Raw genomic sequence first — 15,364 nt, forward strand, 5'->3', positions numbered from 1 at the left:
CAGCAAGGTGGTGACATCATGACGCGGGTCGTCGTGGTGGGCGATCTCATGACCGACGCGGTCGCGCGCGCCCGTTATGCGCTCGCCAGGGCGAGCGACACCCCGGCGATCGTGACCATGCACGGCGGCGGCTCGGGGGCTAACATCGCCTCGTGGCTGGCCGTCGAGGGTGCCGAGGTGGCCTTCATCGGCCGCAGGGGCGCCGACATCACGGGGCGAAACCGCGACATGGAGCTGATGGGCTACGGCGTGGACGCCCGGCTCGTCATGGACCCCGAGCGCCCCACGGGCACCTGCGTGGTGCTCGTCACGCACAAGGGCGAGCGCACCATGCTCTCCGACCCGGGCGCCAACGCGGCGCTGTCGCCCGAGGACCTGCCGCGTGACCTGTTCACGGGCGGCTCGCACCTCCACCTGTCGGGCTACACGCTGATCAACGAGGGCTCGCGTGACGCGGGCCTCGCGGCGCTCGACATGGCCAGGCGCAGCGGGATGTCGATCTCGGTCGACTGCGCCTCGTCCGCACCTCTGGACCGTACGGGGGCGGAGCCGTTCCTGGAGTGGACCAACGGGGCCAAGCTGCTGTTCGCCAACATCGAGCAGGCCAAGGTGCTGACCGGGCGCGACGACGCCGAGGCCGCCGCCAAGGTGCTGACCGCGTGGTTCCCGCAGGTCGTCATCAAGATGAACGCCGAAGGCGCCCTCTGGTACAGCAACGGCCGCCCCGATCCGGTCCGCGCGCCCGCCGAGCCGGTCGACAAGATCGTGGATGGCACGGGTGCCGGAGACGCGTTCAGCGCCGGCTTCCTGCCCGCCTGGCTGGCGGGCAAGCCGCCGGCGGAGGCGCTCACCTCGGGCTGCCGGCTGGCGGCGAAGGCGATCATGCACCTGGGCGCCCGCCCGCCGTTCTGACCGGGCCTTGACCTGGGCGCCCGCCCGCCGTTCTGACCTGCCTGTTCTTCCTGGACGCCCGGGCAGCGGTCACCCTTGCGGATGCGCCTGATCGGCGCTCTGGGCGGTCAGGGGCGAGTTCCCCGTTGCCGACAGCTCTCCGCCGCTATGGTGGGCAAGTCGGGATTTAGTGCGACATAAGGGAGCCGGATGCAGGGCGTGCGTCCGTTACGGCCGGGCGACCCCACGTCGGTCGGCTCGTACGAGGTCACCGGCTTTTTGGGCGAGGGCGGCCAGGGCAGCGTCTACCTCGGCATCTCCCCCGCCGGCGAGCGGGTCGCGATCAAGCTGCTGCACGCCAGGTTCGCCGACGACGAGCAGGCGGTACGCCGCTTCCGCCGCGAGGCGGAGGCGGCGCGGCGGGTGGCGGAGTTCTGCACGGCTCGCGTGCTCGAGGTCGGAGCCGTCGACGACCAGCCGTACATCGTCGGCGAGTACGTGGACGGGCCGTCCCTGCAGCACCACGTCACCAGAGAAGGGCCGGTGCAGGGGCCGGCGCTGATACGACTGGCGATCACGACCGCCACCGCGCTGATGGCCATTCACGGGTCCGGAGTGATCCACCGGGACTTCAAACCGAACAACGTCCTGCTGGGCCCCGACGGCCCACGGGTGATCGACTTCGGGATCGCGCGGGCGCTCGACATCAGCCAGAGCCTGACGACCGGGATCGTGGGGACGCCCGCGTTCATGGCGCCCGAGCAGTTCCTCGGGGAGGCCTCGCCGGCGAGCGACGTGTTCGCCTGGGCGGGGACGATGGTGTTCGCGGCCACGGGGCGGGGGGCGTTCGGGCTCGGGCCGCTGCCCGTGGTGATGCATCGCATCCTCAACCTGGATCCCGATCTGTCGGGCGTGCCGGGCGAAATAGCGCCGCTGCTGTGGGCCTCCCTGGCCAAGGATGCCCGGCATCGGCCCACCGCCGAGCAGCTGATGCGGGACCTGATCCGCGCCGGCACCGCCAGCCTGCCGGGCACGACGCCGCAGCCGGGCACGACGCCGCAGCCGAGCGCGACGCCGCAGAGCGGCGGGCCTTGGGGCGGGGCGCCGCAGAGCGGCGGGGCGCAGGCCTACGGTCCCCCGCCCTATCCGGTGAGCGGGCCCGTGACGCCGTCCCAGCAAGGGCCCACGACCCAGCCCGCGCGGCGACGGCGGGCGGCGCTGATCACGGTCGGGGCGGCGGCCACCGCCCTGGTGGCCGGGGTCGCGGTGTGGCTCGTGGCGCAGACGGGTGTCACCATCACGCCGACCCCCTCCCCCACAGCACCCTCACGGGAAGCGGGCTTCGGCACGGCGGTGACGTCGGTCGCGAACCCCTCCACGAAAACAGGCGGCACCTTGCGCGTCGTCTCGTCGCAGCCGCTGGAGTCCACCGATCCGGGAAACATCTACCAGACGCAATCCCTGAACCTGGTCCGCCTCTACGGACGCGCGCTGACGATGTTCAAGCCCGCGCCGGGAACCGCCGGCACGCAGATCGTCCCGGATCTCGCCGAGTCGCTGGGCGTGCCGAGCGCCGACGGCAAGACCTGGACCTACAAACTCCGACAAGGCGTGAAATTTCAGGACGGCACCCCCATCACCGCCAAGGACGTCAAGTACGCGATCCTGCGCAGCATGGACGCCGACCTCCCGTCGGGCTCCACCTACTTCGACCTCATGCTCGACCTCCCCGCCGGCTACCAGGGCCCCCGCAAGTCGCGGGGCATGAACACCGACTCGGCCATCCAGACCCCCGACGACCGCACGATCGTCTTCCATCTCAAGCAGCCGTACTCCACGTTCGACCAGGTCGTACAGCTCCCGGAGACCGTCCCCGTACCGGAGGGCGAGGACACCGTCCCGGCCTCGGGCCCCTACAAGATCGAGAGCGTGTCCGCCGACAAGAACAAGGTCGTCCTCACGCGCAACGACCAGTGGGACGCCTCCACCGACCCCAACCGCAGGCCGCTCCCCGACCGGTACGAGATCGAGTACGACACGACCAACGCGGAGCAGCGGCTGCGCAGCGGCGAGGCGGAGTTCGGCCCCGTCATCGGGCAGGAGGAAGTGACCGGCGTGCTCACCGACCCGGCGCTCAAGAAGCGGGCGGACGTGCCGGTGACGGCGGTCGTGCGGATGCTGGCGATCAATCCGGAGGTGGCGCCGTTCGACAACGTCGAGTGCCGCCGGGCCGTGGTCCGCGCGCTCCAGCTCAAGAACCTCGCCCCGATCTACGGCGCCGCACAGGCGGAGCAGAAGGTGCCGACGTCGCTCCTGCCGCCCGTGATCGCCGGTCGCCGCCGGCCCGATCCCGATCTCTCGGCGGACGGCGACCAGCAGGCCGCCAAGCAGTCGCTGGCCGCGTGCGGGCAGCCTGCCGGGTTCGCCGTCACGTACCTCTATCGGGACCAGCCCGCAGACCAGAAGGCGGCCGAGGTCGTCCAGCAGAGCCTCGCCCGCGTGGGCATCCAGGTCACGCTGAAGAAGGCCCCCGTCGTGGAGTTCTACAAGGCGTACGGCGGCAACCCCGAATACCTCAAAGAGAACAAGATCGGCCTGATCGCGAAGGCCTGGGCACCCGACTGGCCGGATCCCGAGTCGTTCCTCACGCTGATCGCGGACAGCAGGCAGATCAACAAGGAGTACTCGTTCAACGTGAGCGTCCGCGTCAGGGCCATCGACTCCCTCATGGACCAGGCCAGGGCCGAGCTCGACGCGGGCAGGCGGGCCGGCTTGTGGAGCCAGGTGGAGTCGAGGCTCGCCCAGGAGGCCGTGCTCGTCCCGCTGGCCTGGACGAGCACTCTGCTGCTACGCGGGCAGAACGCCACGAACGTCCACGTCAGCCCGGTCTATGGCGACTACGACCTGCTGACCATGGGCGTCAGGTAGTGGTGGCCAGGGCGAGCGGCAGCACCGCCGGGGCGCCCGCGTGCCGCACGAGGGCCGCCGCGAGCGTCATCGTCCACCCCGTGTCGACGCGGTCGTCCACGAGCAGCACCGGCCCGCCGCACTGAGCGATCGAGGCGCTCAGCTCCTTGGGCATGGCGAGCGTGGCCCTGATCGCCTGCACCCGCTTGGCGCTGTTGAACTGCTGCCCGGGCGAGCCCGCCCGATATCCCAGCTCCCCCAGGTAGGCCAGCCGCCCCACGGACGCCAGCCGCTCGGCGAACCCGCGCACGAGCGCGGGCCGCGTCGCGGACGGAACGTTCACCACGGCGACGGGCCGCTCGCGCCAGTCCCAGCCCGACAGCACCTGCACCACGGCCTTGAACATGTCGTCGGCCATCGGCCCGTCGTCCCCGTTGAACAGCTCCCGCAGCCGGTTGCCCCACCCGATGTCGGTCAGCCGGCCGAGCGCCCGGCCGGGCTCGGCGCCCAGCTCGGGCTTGATCCGGCCGGACAGGTCGGACAGCCCGGTCGGCCACTGCTTGCGTGCCTCGATCTCGACACCTGGCCTGCTGAGCCGCTGGCGGGCGCTCTCGACGGCCTGCGCGCCGATCTCCGGCGAACGGTGCCGCCCGGTGCAGTTGTCGCAGCGCCCGCACGGCCTGGCCGCCTCGTCGTCGAGGTGCCTGCGCAGGAACTGCTCCCTGCACTCGGACGTGGTCAGGTAGCCGAGCATGGCCTCCTGCTCGGCCCTGCGCTCGGCGGCGATGCGGGCGTAACGCTCGGCGTCATAGGTCCACTGCTCGCCGGTGGCCTCCCAGCCGCCCTTGACCCGCCGGACCGCGCCGTCCACGTCGAGCACCTTGAGCATCATCTCCAGCCGGCTCCGGCTCAGGTCGACGGCCGTTTCGAGGGCCGGCGTGGACATGACGCCGCCTTCTTCGAGCGCGTGGAGCGTGGCGCGTACGACGGGCTCGGGCGGGAACGCCAGCGAGGCGAAATACGCCCAGATCTCCCGGTCCTCCACCCCCGGCAGCAGGATCACCTCGGCCCGCTCGACCCCGCGCCCCGCCCGGCCGACCTGCTGGTAGTAGGCGACGGGCGACTGCGGCGCCCCCACGTGCACCACGAACCCCAGGTCCGGCTTGTCGAACCCCATCCCCAAGGCGCTCGTCGCCACCAGCGCCTTGAGCTTGTTGTTCAGCAGCGCCTCCTCGGCCGCCAGCCGCTCCGCCGGGTCGGTCTGCCCGGAGTAGGCGGCCACCTCGAACCCCTGCTCGCGCATGTATCCGGCGATCTCGTGGGCGGCGGCGACGGTGAGGGTGTAGACGATGCCGGAGCCGGGCAGCTCGCGCAGCGTCTGGGCCAGCCACGCCAGCCGCTGCTCGGCGGTGGGCAGGCGCACGACGCTCAGGTGCAGGCTCTCCCGCTCCAACGGCCCGCGCAGCACGAGAGCGCCGTCCCCGTCGTCGTCGGGCAGGCGCATCTGCTCGGCCACGTCACGGGTGACGCGGGCGTTCGCGGTGGCGGTGGTGGCCAGGACGGGGATGCCCGGCGGCAGGTCCTCGAACAACGTGGCCAGCCTGCGATAGTCCGGCCTGAAGTCGTGCCCCCAGTCGGAGATGCAGTGGGCCTCGTCCACCACCACGAGCCCGGCGCTCTCGGCCAGCTCGGGCAGGACGTTGTCGCGGAAGTCGGGGTTGTTGAGCCGCTCGGGGCTGACCAGCAGCACGTCGACCATGCCCTCGGCGACCTGGCCGTAGATCTCCTCCCACGCCTCGGGGTTGGCGGAGTTGATCGTGACGGCCCTGATGCCGGCCCGCTCGGCGGCGGCGATCTGGTTGCGCATGAGCGCCAGCAGCGGCGAGACGATGACCGTGGGGCCCTCGCCGAGCTCGCGCAGGAGCGCGGTGGCCACGAAGTAGACGGCCGACTTGCCCCAGCCGGTGCGCTGCACGACGAGCACCCGCCGCCGGTCCACCACCAGGGCCTCGATGGCGGCCCACTGGTCGTCGCGCAGCACGGCGTGCTCGCCCGCCAGCGCCCGCAACCGCTCCTCGGCCTCTTCCCGCAGCATCGCGACATCGGGGGCTTCAATCATGCCCCCCTTGTTACCACGCCCTTTCGATGCCCGCGTCCCTCATGCGCCGCCGTCGGCGGCTGAGGGACCACAAAGCGGGGGCTCAAGCGGGGTCCGCGTGCTCGGGGAAGGCGTTGATGGTGACGCGGTGCATGCGGCGGCGCTCCGTGTAGTCGGCCACCGCGTAGTGCTGGGTCGGGCGGTTGTCCCAGAAGGCGAGGGTGCCGGGCCGCCAGCGCAGCCGGAGCTGGTACTCGGGCGAGCGGATGTGGTCGATCAGGAGCGGCAGCAGCGCCTCGTTCTCCCGATCCGTCAGGCCCACCAGGCGCGTCGTGGAGGCGCGGTTGACGAACAGGGCCTTTCGCCCGGTCTCGGCGTGCACGCGCACCACCGGGCGCTCCACCGGCGGCCATTTCGCCTGGATCTCGGCCAGGTCGAACGGGTGCCCCTTCGCGATCGCCTTCTTCATCGACATCGTGATGTCGTGCACGGCCGTCAGCTCGTCACACAGCCGCTGCAGCGAGGGCGAGAGCGTCTCGTACGCCAGGTACGTGTTCGCCCAGCACGTGTCCCCGCCCACGCTGGGCAGCTGTACGCAGCGGAGCAGGGAGCCCATCGGCGGGGTGGGCTCGAAGGTGTTGTCGCTGTGCCACTCGTCGCCGCCCTCGCCCTTCGGTGAAGTCTGGTCGAGGACGTGGATGGGGCTGGCGGAGTCCTTTTTGAAGGCGGGGTGGTTGAGCGTGCCGAAGTTCAGGGCGAACTGCAGGTGGTGCTCGTCGTCGATGTGCTGGTCGCGGAAGAACAGCACGAGGTGCTTGAGCCAGCCCGCCCGCAGGGTCGCGACCTCTTCTTGGGACAGCGGTTTGCGCAGATCGACCCCGGTGACCTCGGCGCCGATGTGCTTGGTCACGGGATGGAACTCGATCATGACGCCTCCGGGACGACGGGATCCTCGTGCGGCGAAAGTAACACCAAGCAATTGCTTGGTCAAGTGCCGTACGGCGCGTCGATCGAACACGTATGCGAGAAGTTGCTGGGATCAAGTATCATCTTGACGTATGGATACGCCACAGGGGACGTGGCTCGTGCCATCATCTCCAGGGGCGAACACGCCGGAACCCACACCGGTCGCGTGGCCGTACGCACCTCTGGCCGTCATCGCATCGCGATCATTCGGGTTACGTCGCCGCCTCACCCGCCGATCTGACGCTACTCCAGCGAGCTGACGGATACGGTTACCGCACAAGGACAGAAGGAGGATGCGCTTCCCCTCGGCGCGACGGCCGAGGCAGCCGCGCAGCACAAGATGGCCCGACGCACGACTGCACCCCCACCTGAGGACTTCGAGGAGCGGATCGTCGACATCGACGTCACCTCGGAGATGCGCACCAGCTATCTCGAGTACGCGTACTCGGTGATCTACCAGCGCGCCCTGCCCGACGCGCGTGACGGCCTCAAGCCCGTGCAGCGGCGCATCCTCTACTCGATGAGCGAGATGGGCCTGCGCCCCGACCGCGGGCACGTCAAGTCGTCGCGCGTCGTCGGCGACGTCATGGGCAAGCTGCACCCCCACGGTGACAGCGCCATCTACGACGCCCTCGTGCGCCTGGCGCAGCCGTTCTCCATGCGCCTGCCGCTCGTCGACGGCCACGGCAACTTCGGCTCCCCCGACGACCTGCCCGCCGCCATGCGTTACACCGAGGCCAGGCTGGCCCCGGCGGCGATGCTCATGGTCGAGTCGCTCCACGAGGACACCGTCGACTTCAAGCCCAATTACGACGGCCAGGAGACCGAGCCGGTCGTCATGCCGTCGGCCTTCCCCAACCTGCTGGTCAACGGCACGAGCGGCATCGCGGTCGGCATGGCCACCAACATGGCGCCGCACAACCTCGGCGAGGTCGTGGCCGCCGCCCGCCACCTGATCAAGAAGCCGGGCGCGACGCTCGACGAGCTGATGACGTTCGTGCCGGGTCCCGACCTGCCGACGGGCGGCTCGATCATCGGGCTCCAAGGAGTGCGCGACGCGTACGAGACGGGGCGTGGCACGTTCCGCATGCGGGCCAAGTGCGCGGTGGAGCAGATCACGCCGCGCCGCAAGGGCATCGTCGTCACCGAGCTGCCCTACAACGTCGGCCCCGAGCGGGTCGTCACCAAGATCAAGGAGCTGGTGACGTCCAAGAAGCTCCAGGGCATCGCCGACCTCAAGGACCTCACCGACCGCCACAAGGGCCTGCGGCTGGTCATCGAGATCAAGAACGGCTTCATCCCCGAGGCCGTCCTCGAGGAGCTCTACCGGCTGACGCCGATGGAGGAGACGTTCGGCATCAACAACGTCGCCCTGGTCGACGGCGAGCCGCGCACGCTCGGGCTGCGCGAGATGCTCCAGGTCTATGTCGACCACCGGCTCGAGGTGGTGCGCCGCAGGTCGGAGTTCAGGCGGCGCAAGCGCGAGGAGCGCCTCCACCTGGTCGACGGCCTCATCATCGCCCTGCTCAACATCGACGAGGTCATCCAGGTCATCCGCGCCTCCGACGACTCGGCGCAGGCGCGCACGCGGCTGATGGACGTGTTCGACCTGACCGACATCCAGGCCGCCTACATCCTGGACACGCCGCTGCGGCGGCTCACCAAGTACGACAAGCTGGAGCTCGATCAGGAGAAGCAGACGCTGAGCGACGAGATCGCGCAGCTCACCGAGATCCTCTCCTCGGAGGCCAAGCTCCGCCAGGTGGTCTCGGGCGAGCTGGCCGACGTGGCCAAGAAGTACGGCACGCCGCGCCGCACCGTGCTGCTGGAGTCGCCGGGCGTCACCCGCACCCCGGTCGCGGAGCTGCAGGTGGCCGACGACCCGTGCCTGGCGCTGCTGTCCTCGACCGGCCTGCTGGCGCGCACCTCCGACGCCTCGCCGCTGCCCGGCGAGGGCGAGCGTGCCGCGCACGACGTGCTGGTGTCGGCCGTGAAGACATCCGTACGCGGCGAGGTGGGCGTGGTGACGTCGCTGGGCCGGCTGATCCGGGTCCAGGTCGTGGACCTGCCGACGCTGCCCGCCACGGCCAACCCGCCGACCCTGTCGGGCGGGCACCCGGTCTCCGAGTACGTCTCCCTGCAGCCCGACGAGAAGGTGGTCGGCCTCGGCTCCCTCGACCCCGATGGCCCCGGCCTGGCCCTGGGCACGGCTCAGGGCGTGGTCAAGCGGGTGGTGCCCGACTACCCGGCCAACCGCGACGACTTCGAAGTGATCACGTTGAAGGACGGCGACAGCGTGGTGGGCGCGGTCGAGCTCGTCTCCGAGTCGCACGACCTGGTGTTCATCTCCTCCGACGCCCAGCTGCTGCGCTACTCCGCCTCGCTGGTGCGCCCGCAGGGCCGCCCGGCGGGCGGCATGGCGGGGATCCGGCTGGACGACGGCGCCCGGGTGATCTGGTTCGGAGTGGTGGATCCCGAGCGTCCCGCGCACGTGGTCACAATCGCCGGGTCCTCCACGGCGCTGCCAGGCACACAGGTGGGCGGCGGCAAGGTGTCCGACTACGCCGAGTTCCCCGCCAAGGGCCGGGCGACGGGCGGGGTGCGGGCCCAGCGCTTCCTGAAGGGCGAGGACGAGCTGCTGCTGGCCTGGGCCGGCCCGGCGCCGGCCAAGGCGGTCTCGAACGTGGGCAAGCCGGTGCCGCTTCCGGAGGAGCTGGGACGCCGGGACGGCTCGGGCGTCCGCCTCACCCACACCATCGGCGCCGTCGGCGGCGCCCTCGCCTCGACCACCGACTCTTTCACTCCAGAGGTCACGGCGTCAGCGGCCTCGTCGGAGGACGAGCGGCCATAGCGCTGACACTTCCCCGGGGCCGCCGGTCATTCTCCGGTCCGACACCGGCATGACACGATGCGGCCCCGGTCCGAGCTGCCACGACGTGGCCCGGGCCGGGGCCCCGTCATGAAATGCCGTCCACCTCCGATCTCATCTGGGAGAGCGCTCGTCGTGGCCTCGTGGCTGCCGGGCACCGAGGGCGACGGGGTGGCCGACCCGCTGTTCGGCGCGGGGCTGCGCACGGACCGGGCCCGCGACCGGCTCAAGGCCGCGCGTGACCGGCTCGCGTCCGGCGACGGTTACGCCAAGGCCGCGGCGGCGGTGCTGATGCTGTCCGGGCACGGCTGGAACGCCGACGGCCCGGTACGTGACACGCGTGCCGTCCTGGCCGCCCTGGGCACAGCCGCGGCGCTGCTCGAACGCTCGAAGACCGACACGTACGCCGTGGACGACGCCGTCGTGCCGGTCGCCAGGGACATCGCGCGGAGCGCGGGCAGGCGGCCCGACCTGCAGGCGGCGGCCGACCACGAGCTGGCGGCGGGGAACGTGCGGAAGGCGGTGGACCTGCCGGCCCGGGCCGCCCGCTGAAATGACTGGAGCTGACCCCGCGCCGGGCGGGGTCAGCCCCTCTCCCCAGAACGCGGCCCGCCGCCTACGCGGGCAGTCCCCTCGCGCCCGGGGAAGCCGGAAATTACTACCCGTCCTTGCAGAGGCAGAACGGGTGCCCCGCCGGATCCAGGAACACCCGGAAGGTGTCGTCCTCGCTCGGCTGGTGCTCGTGCTTGGTCGCGCCGATCTCGATCACCTGCTTCTCCGCCTCGTCCATGTCGGTGACCGTCACGTCGATGTGCAGTTGCTGGGGGCGTTCCGGATCCGGCCAGGTCGGCGACCGGAAGTCGGGCGCGAGCTGGAACGCCAGTCGCTTGGGAGACCCGCCGTCGCTCACCACCACCCACTCGTCATCCGCGGACGTGATGGGCCACCCCAGCAACCGGGAGTAGAACTCGGCCAGCCTCTTCGGGTCGGGACAGTCGAGCACGGTGGTACGGAACTCCGCGATGCCGCTCACTCATTTCACCTTTCACAGTCGTTTCTGCCGGGACGTCCTCAGACAAGATGGGACGTCCTCCGACAAGAATGGATGCCATGGCTGCCAACTCGTTCATGGTCCCACTGGGGACTCCAGCGCCCGCCTTCGATCTGACCGCCATCAACGGCGGCAGCGTCTCGCTCGAAGACCTCAAAGGCTCACCCGCCACCCTCGTGGTTTTCCTGTCCAACCACTGTCCGTACGTGCGGCACATCGAGAAGGGCCTCGGCGCCCTTGCCGCCGGCTACGGCGCCAGGCTGTCGATCGTCGCGATCTCCAGCAACGACAGCGTGAACTACCCGGACGACGACCCGACACACCTCGCGGAGCAGGCCGCTCGTGCCGGATTCACGTTTCCGTACCTGCTGGACGACACCCAGGAGGTGGCCAAGGCCTATCGGGCGGCGTGCACGCCGGACTTCTTCCTGTACGACGGGCAGCTCCAGCTCGTCTACCGGGGCGAGTTCGACGGCGCGAGGCCGGGCAACTCGGTGCCGGTGACCGGCGAGTCGTTGCGTGCGGCCATCGACGCCCTGCTCGACGGCCGGCCGGTGCCGGAGGAGCAGCAACCGTCGCTCGGCTGCGGCATCAAGTGGAAGCCGGGCAACGCGCCCGCCTGATCCACGGGCGGGCCGACCCGGGCCGGCCGCGCGATGGCCTGCGCTGCCGGCCCTGGCCGTGGCGGCTACGGGCTTGCGGCGGCGATGGCGGACGGGAGCGCGAGCAGCAGTTCGTGCGGCTCGCCGCCCTGCCAGTGGCGGATCAGCCGGTTGCCCGCCTCCCCTGGGTCGAAGCTCTCACAGCCCAGAGGCCCGAAGCAGCCCGCCTGGTCCAGCATGAGGATCAACGGGTCGTCATCGGGGAGGCGGGCGGCGTAGGCGGCGGTGTCGAGGAGGGCCAGGGCCGTCTTGGCGTTGCGGCCCCCGTCCTTGGCCTCCACGCGGTCGAGGCGGCGCCATGCCTGGGCACGGAGATACGCGGCGAGCGATTCGGACCTACTCACGACAAACCTTCTTCGATCACGTACAAAGGGCTACGACATCATCACGCAAAGTGACGCGCTTTCGTGGGATGTTTGCCAACTCTGGCCAGTCGCGACCCCGTTCACCACCAGCTATGAGGCACGGTGCATCATTTGTGGCATGAGTGCGTTCGACGACCTGTATGCCGCCAACGCGAAATTCGCCAAGAAGTTCGGCAACTCCGGGCTCACCGGCCGGGCCGCCCGCGGGCTGGCCGTGGTGACCTGCATGGACTCCCGCATCGACCCGCTCGGCCTGCTCGGCCTGAAAGCCGGCGACGCCAAGATCCTCCGTAACGCCGGCGCCCGGGTGACGGACGACGTCCTGCGTACCCTGGTGCTGGCCGTTTACCTGCTCGGGGTGGACCGCGTCCTCGTCATGCCCCATACGGACTGCGGCATGGCCAAGGTGACGGACTCCGACGTGCACGCCCTGACCCAGGAGCGCGGGGTGGACACTCGGAGCCTGGAGTTCCACACGGTGCCCGACCAGATCGAGGCGCTCCGCCACGACCTCACCCGCATCGCATCCACGCCGTTCCTGCCGGAGGGCATGCCGGTGGCGGGCGCCATCTACGACGTCCACACCGGGCGCCTGACGCCTGCGCCGTTCTGAGAGCACATTCCTGGTGCCCGGTTGTGCCGGTCGTACGGCACGACCGGGCACGCGAACCCCGCACACCGCCCTGTAGCGTCAGAGCCCCCACGACGACCTGCGGGGCTCCGCCCGGCTTCCCAGCCCAGACGACCGCCCGCAGAGCCCTACGGACGCCTCAGAGACGCGCCTGCGTGTCCGGCAAGCATCCCCACCCGATGCCCACACCCCGCAGCGGCCCTTCAGGAACGCCTTGAACCACCGACGCGTGGAGCGGCAGCCGAAACCGTCTGAAGAGACAGCCGCCGCTCAGCCCTCGCTAGGCGTCGATGTGGTCGCGGTCCACCTCGGCGGCGCTCTTGACGATGAACTCCCGCCGAGGCGCCACGTCGCTGCCCATCAGCAGGTTGAAGATGGCCTCGGCCTCCTGGACGTCCTCGATGCGGACCCGGCGCAGGATGCGGTGCCGCGGGTCCATGGTCGTCTCGGCCAGCTGGTCGGCGTCCATCTCGCCCAGACCCTTGTAACGCTGCACCGGGTCCTTCCACCGCTTGCCGCGCCGCTCGAGATCCCGCAGCACCTTCTGCAGCTCGGCGTCGGAGTAGCAGTAGATGTACTTCTCCTTGCCCCGCCCGGGGTTGGTCAGCTCGATGCGGTGCAGCGGCGGCACCGCGGCGAACACGCGCCCCGCCTCCACCATCGGCCGCATGTAGCGGTGGAAGAGCGTCAGGAGCAGGCAGCGGATGTGGGCGCCGTCCACGTCGGCGTCGGCCATCAGGATGATCTTGCCGTAGCGGGCGGCCTCGATGTCGAACGAGCGCCCGGACCCGGCCCCGACCACCTGGATGATGGCGGCGCACTCGGCGTTCTTGAGCATGTCGCTCACGGACGCCTTCTGCACGTTGAGGATCTTGCCGCGGATGGGCAGCAGCGCCTGGAACTCCGAGTCGCGAGCCAGCTTGGCCGTGCCGAGCGCGGAGTCACCCTCGACGATGAACAGCTCGCTGCGGTCCACCGCGTCGTTGCGGCAGTCGACCAGCTTGGCCGGGAGCGCGGAGTTTTCCAACGCGCTCTTGCGCCGCTGATTGTCGCGGTGCTCGCGGGCCGCGATGCGGGCCTTGGCGGCGGCGACGATCTTCTCGAGGACGGCGCGGAGCGGCTGCTTGTAGCCGCGCGGCGGGTTGGTGAACAGCTCCCTGAGCTCGCGGGAGACCACATGGGAGACGATGCGGGTGGCCGCCGAGGTGCCGAGCACCTCCTTGGTCTGGCCCTCGAACTGCGGCTCCGGCACCCGGACCGTGACCACGCCGGTCAGGCCCTCGGAGATGTCGTCCTTGGTGACGGGATCGTCGCCGTTCTTCAGCAGGCGGGTCTCGCGCAGCAGCTCGTTGATCGTGCGGACCAGGCCGCGCTCGAACCCGGTCAGGTGAGTGCCGCCCTTGGGGGTGGAGATCACGTTGACGAACGAGCGAACGGTCGACTCGTATCCCTTGCCCCAGCGGACCGCCACGTCGACGGTGAGCTCGCGCTGCACCTCGGTGGGCGTCATGTGGCCCTGGTCGTCGAGGACCGGCACGGTCTCGTGGAAGTGGCCCTCGCCCTGCAGGCGCAGCACGTCGCAGACGGGCTCGTCGCGGGCCAGGAACTCGGTGAACTCGGAGATGCCGCCGTCGAAGCGGAACTCCTCCTCGATGCGCTCCTCGTGCCTGCTGTCGTAGACGGCCAGGGTCAGGCCGGGCACCAGGAACGCGGTCTGCCGCAGCCGCACGTGGATCTCGTCGAGCGAGACCTCGGCGTCGGGCAGGAAGATCTGCTTGTCGGCCCAGAAGCGCACGCGCGTGCCGGTGGGGTTCTTGGGGCGCTTGTCGCCGATCCGGAGCCCGGACTTCTTCTTGAACTTCGCGCTGGGCCCGGGGCCGTCGAAGATGCCGGGGACGCCGCGGCGGAAGCTGATCTCGTGCACGCGGCCGTCACGGTCGACCTCCACGTCCACCCGCGAGGACAGGGCGTTGACCACGGAGGCGCCCACGCCGTGCAGGCCGCCGGAGGCGCCGTAGGAGCCGCCGCCGAACTTGCCGCCCGCGTGCAGCTTGGTGTAAACCAGCTCGACCCCGGCCAGTCCGGTCTTGGGCTCGATGTCGACGGGGATGCCCCGGCCGTTGTCGCGCACCTCGATCGAGCCGTCGGCGTAGAGCTCGACCTCGATCCGGTCGCAGTGACCCGCGAGCGCCTCGTCGACGCCGTTGTCCACGATCTCCCAGAGGCAGTGCATGAGCCCGCGACTGTCGGTGGACCCGATATACATGCCCGGGCGCTTGCGGACTGCTTCCAGGCCCTCAAGCACCGACAGGTGACGAGCCGTGTAACCCGCCTCCACTAGCGTCACTCCAGCTCCCCTGGTCTAGGCATCGAACACGTGTGCGTAGCCTACCGTTCTTCCCACACGCGCGCGTACAAGCTTGCCACGCCGTCACGTTTGCCGTTACCAACCGGCTGATCGTCATTACTTTGGGACACATTCCGCTCTGGGCGTAGAGACCGGGCGGTTGGGAACGTCCACGTCCGGTTAGATGTTGTTCCAAGTGACTGACGCCCAGATCCTCGCTTCGGCGGGGGTGACCCGAAAGGCGATACGTGACTGGAGCTCTCGCCCCCGTTAAGCCGCTGACGGCCCTCGACCGCTGCGACCGCTGCGGCGCCCAGGCCTACATTCGCGCGACCCTGCCCGTGGGTGGGGAGTTGCTGTTCTGCGCCCACCACGGGCGTCAGCACATCGCAGCGCTGCGCGAAAAGGGCGCCGACATCCTGGACGAGTCGGCTCGACTCAGCGAAACCCCTTCAATTGCCCCTAACGACGAGCGCTGACGCAGCGCTGGTCGTGCTGAGATAACCACATATCGCATTACACAGAACGGCGACCCCGGCCCGTCCGGGGCCGCCGTTCTGTGTTCAAGAACCCCCTT

General features: G+C 70.2%; 12 protein-coding genes. 7 read left to right on the forward strand and 5 right to left on the reverse strand.

Annotated features, from left to right (window positions below; all coding sequences use genetic code 11):
- The first annotated feature begins 18 nt into the window (after positions 1–18).
- Positions 19–912, forward strand: a complete 894-nt coding sequence (locus ACIBVN_RS25620) for a carbohydrate kinase family protein (RefSeq protein WP_397140388.1) — start codon at positions 19–21, stop codon at positions 910–912.
- Between the two features lie 189 nt (positions 913–1,101).
- Complete coding sequence (locus ACIBVN_RS25625) at positions 1,102–3,819, forward strand: ABC transporter substrate-binding protein (RefSeq protein WP_397140390.1); 2,718 nt, start codon at positions 1,102–1,104, stop codon at positions 3,817–3,819.
- On the opposite strand, the gene ACIBVN_RS25630 is transcribed toward ACIBVN_RS25625, so the two are convergent.
- Positions 3,812–5,917 carry a RecQ family ATP-dependent DNA helicase gene (locus tag ACIBVN_RS25630; protein ID WP_397140392.1) on the reverse strand — a complete coding sequence of 702 codons (2,106 nt, stop codon included), beginning with the start codon at positions 5,915–5,917 and terminating at the stop codon, positions 3,812–3,814. The genes ACIBVN_RS25625 and ACIBVN_RS25630 overlap by 8 nt on opposite strands.
- Before the next feature lie 82 nt (positions 5,918–5,999).
- Positions 6,000–6,824, reverse strand: a complete 825-nt coding sequence (locus ACIBVN_RS25635) for a TauD/TfdA dioxygenase family protein (protein ID WP_397140394.1) — start codon at positions 6,822–6,824, stop codon at positions 6,000–6,002.
- A gap of 378 nt (positions 6,825–7,202) precedes the next feature.
- Here ACIBVN_RS25635 and ACIBVN_RS25640 point away from each other — a divergent pair, with 378 nt between their 5' ends.
- Complete coding sequence (locus tag ACIBVN_RS25640; protein ID WP_397140396.1) at positions 7,203–9,713, forward strand: DNA topoisomerase (ATP-hydrolyzing) subunit A; 2,511 nt, start codon at positions 7,203–7,205, stop codon at positions 9,711–9,713.
- A gap of 153 nt (positions 9,714–9,866) precedes the next feature.
- Positions 9,867–10,283: a hypothetical protein gene (locus tag ACIBVN_RS25645; RefSeq protein WP_397140398.1), complete on the forward strand. Its 417-nt coding sequence runs from the start codon at positions 9,867–9,869 to the stop codon at positions 10,281–10,283.
- Positions 10,284–10,389: 106 nt separating this feature from the next.
- Here the strand turns inward: ACIBVN_RS25645 and ACIBVN_RS25650 are convergent, their stop codons facing one another.
- On the reverse strand, positions 10,390–10,764 hold the full coding sequence (locus tag ACIBVN_RS25650) for a VOC family protein (RefSeq protein ID WP_397140400.1): 375 nt from the start codon (positions 10,762–10,764) through the stop codon (positions 10,390–10,392).
- Between the two features lie 77 nt (positions 10,765–10,841).
- On the opposite strand from ACIBVN_RS25650, the gene ACIBVN_RS25655 reads away from it, so the two are divergent.
- Entirely contained in the window at positions 10,842–11,405 is a 564-nt protein-coding gene (locus ACIBVN_RS25655) for a thioredoxin family protein (RefSeq protein WP_397140402.1), read from the forward strand.
- A 65-nt stretch (positions 11,406–11,470) separates the two neighbouring features.
- Here ACIBVN_RS25655 and ACIBVN_RS25660 read toward each other — a convergent pair whose 3' ends face one another.
- On the reverse strand, positions 11,471–11,788 hold the full coding sequence (locus ACIBVN_RS25660; protein ID WP_397140404.1) for a hypothetical protein: 318 nt from the start codon (positions 11,786–11,788) through the stop codon (positions 11,471–11,473).
- Between the two features lie 139 nt (positions 11,789–11,927).
- Between ACIBVN_RS25660 and ACIBVN_RS25665 the strand changes: the two genes are divergently transcribed.
- The gene (locus ACIBVN_RS25665) at positions 11,928–12,422 is read left to right on the forward strand and encodes a beta-class carbonic anhydrase (RefSeq protein ID WP_397140406.1); all 495 of its coding nucleotides are present in this window, start codon (positions 11,928–11,930) and stop codon (positions 12,420–12,422) included.
- A 298-nt stretch (positions 12,423–12,720) separates the two neighbouring features.
- Here the strand turns inward: ACIBVN_RS25665 and ACIBVN_RS25670 are convergent, their stop codons facing one another.
- A complete protein-coding gene (locus ACIBVN_RS25670) occupies positions 12,721–14,787 on the reverse strand; it encodes a type IIA DNA topoisomerase subunit B (protein WP_397140408.1) in 2,067 nt (688 codons plus the stop codon).
- Between the two features lie 248 nt (positions 14,788–15,035).
- Between ACIBVN_RS25670 and ACIBVN_RS25675 the strand changes: the two genes are divergently transcribed.
- The gene (locus tag ACIBVN_RS25675; protein WP_043614520.1) at positions 15,036–15,266 is read left to right on the forward strand and encodes a hypothetical protein; all 231 of its coding nucleotides are present in this window, start codon (positions 15,036–15,038) and stop codon (positions 15,264–15,266) included.
- Positions 15,267–15,364 lie beyond the last annotated feature (98 nt).

Source organism: Nonomuraea sp. NPDC049400, assembly GCF_044466425.1.
Lineage (GTDB): Bacteria > Actinomycetota > Actinomycetes > Streptosporangiales > Streptosporangiaceae > Nonomuraea.

Bases quoted from the DNA above. Each gene is read 5' to 3' on its own strand.
- ACIBVN_RS25640 (WP_397140396.1), top strand. From the start codon at position 7,203: ATGGCCCGACGCACGACTGCACCCCCACCTGAGGACTTCGAGGAGCGG.
- ACIBVN_RS25630 (WP_397140392.1), bottom strand. From the start codon at position 5,917: ATGATTGAAGCCCCCGATGTCGCGATGCTGCGGGAAGAGGCCGAGGAG.
- ACIBVN_RS25625 (WP_397140390.1), top strand. From the start codon at position 1,102: ATGCAGGGCGTGCGTCCGTTACGGCCGGGCGACCCCACGTCGGTCGGC.
- ACIBVN_RS25655 (WP_397140402.1), top strand. From the start codon at position 10,842: ATGGCTGCCAACTCGTTCATGGTCCCACTGGGGACTCCAGCGCCCGCC.
- ACIBVN_RS25665 (WP_397140406.1), top strand. From the start codon at position 11,928: ATGAGTGCGTTCGACGACCTGTATGCCGCCAACGCGAAATTCGCCAAG.
- ACIBVN_RS25635 (WP_397140394.1), bottom strand. From the start codon at position 6,824: ATGATCGAGTTCCATCCCGTGACCAAGCACATCGGCGCCGAGGTCACC.
- ACIBVN_RS25620 (WP_397140388.1), top strand. From the start codon at position 19: ATGACGCGGGTCGTCGTGGTGGGCGATCTCATGACCGACGCGGTCGCG.